At 53.9% G+C, this 1,626-nt stretch carries 2 protein-coding genes; both read right to left on the bottom strand.

Annotated features, from left to right (window positions below):
• Window positions 1–277: 277 nt before the first annotated feature.
• Complete coding sequence (locus GHO25_RS25525) at window positions 278–514, bottom strand: hypothetical protein (protein WP_153331005.1); 237 nt, start codon at window positions 512–514, stop codon at window positions 278–280.
• Between the two features lie 255 nt (window positions 515–769).
• On the bottom strand, window positions 770–1,195 hold the full coding sequence (locus GHO25_RS25530) for a hypothetical protein (protein ID WP_153331004.1): 426 nt from the start codon (window positions 1,193–1,195) through the stop codon (window positions 770–772).
• Window positions 1,196–1,626 lie beyond the last annotated feature (431 nt).

Below are 1,626 nucleotides of genomic sequence, written 5' to 3' on the forward strand. Positions count from 1 at the left end.
AATTAGAAGGGTTTCAGCCCAAAAAAGCCAAAAAGCCAAAAAGCCAAAAAGCCAAAAAGCCAAAAAGCCAAAAACACCCTCGCCGGGTGGCATCCCCCGGGCCCATTCGGGCCCAGGGAATTGCCAAAGGGTGATTTCGTCGGTGACAGGTCAAGGGTCCGCTGCGCCCGGGACTCCGTTCGCCGCGACGGTGAAGCGCGTCACGACGAGCCGGGGTCGCGGCCCTTGACCTAGGAATATCGCGACCTACGCACAAGCGCATCAGCTGGTATGCGGATCAGATGTCTACAGGGCTCCAGCAAAAGTCACGAACGACAATGACGTTGTTGCCGTAGATGATATGCAGGTCATTTTTTTTGAGCTGTTTTGCGATGTTTTCCATAACCACATCGGCGAGACGTTCTCTGTCGCATATTTTGTAAAACTGAGCCCACTTTAGAGTCATGAACTCATTTCCATTTTTACGAAGTAATTCATTTACTTCCGATGCGATGCTGCTTACTGCCTTGGACATATGACACCCCAAAATGATGCTTGCGCGATTTTTTTGGCGATTCTATATGCCACTAAAAAATAAGCAACAGACTTCTTATGTATTTTTTGCGAGAGTTTTTAAAACGTATTTAAAATATCTTGCAGAATCCTTACAGACACCTTCGGGAAGAAGCATACAGGTGTGTTTGGATCATCAAAAATAGGCAATTAAGAGCCTCGATCGGGGCACGGGTACTTGTTCCCGTGCACTGATCGAGGAGACAAGCGCAGCGCGTCAGACCTGTGCAGCTCGAGCGCGAAGGTCCATAACCTGGCGCGCAGATAGCTTGTGTAGATCCTGGTTGGAAAAGACCAGGAGAACGCGGATCGCTTTGGTTTCTTCGTCCCAGAGCTCTAGGTCGCTCATAAGAAATTGATAATCACCCAGGTATGAGGCCGCCAGATCCCGCGAAAGGGTCCTGTAAGCCTCTCCAGGCGTTTTTAGTGCCGCATTCACTGCGTCGGCTACCGGATCGGTTGCGATGGCCATACCGCCGTTATGGGCCCTCTCAATGGCATGCTCGTTGTACTCAATCGAACCAGCATCAGGGTCGTCTGTGGGATTCCCAGGACAAAGCTTGTCCTCCCAGGGCAGCACGTACTGCGATCTGCCGAGGATGTCCTGCAGAACGTAATCAGAGGGTTTTGCTAGACGCTGCATTGGGCTGCTCCCAGGCGAAAATCGCATGGTAGCGCAGCCTGCTTTGGGCAGCTGAAAGCTGCCTCCAGAGCGGCCTTAGCCGCTCTGATAAACCGCCGGCGAAGACGACGGAAACAGCTGGACAGACACCACCCGAGCCCACGAGGGGGGTGAGGAAAAATGGCCCCCAGGCCAAATTTTTCCGTTCTGCCCTGGTGCAGCCCGTCCAGGGCGAAACCAGGGTGCGAAGCATCCGGCCGCACCGCTTGCGTGCGCGTCAGGTGAAACCGGACCAACCTGGATTCGCGATGTAGCAGTCGAGAAAGGGACAAAGGACCGCAACGAGACGTCGCGCAATTGCAGAATGCAGGTTGGTCCGGCTTTGCCGGGCGCGCACGCGGGTGAATTTTCGAGACAAGCCCGTCCAGGGCGCAGGGGAGGAAAGAGGGTGG

The sequence above is a fragment of the Pseudomonas sp. FSL R10-1350 genome (assembly GCF_009600525.1).
GTDB lineage: Bacteria > Pseudomonadota > Gammaproteobacteria > Pseudomonadales > Pseudomonadaceae > Aquipseudomonas > Aquipseudomonas helleri.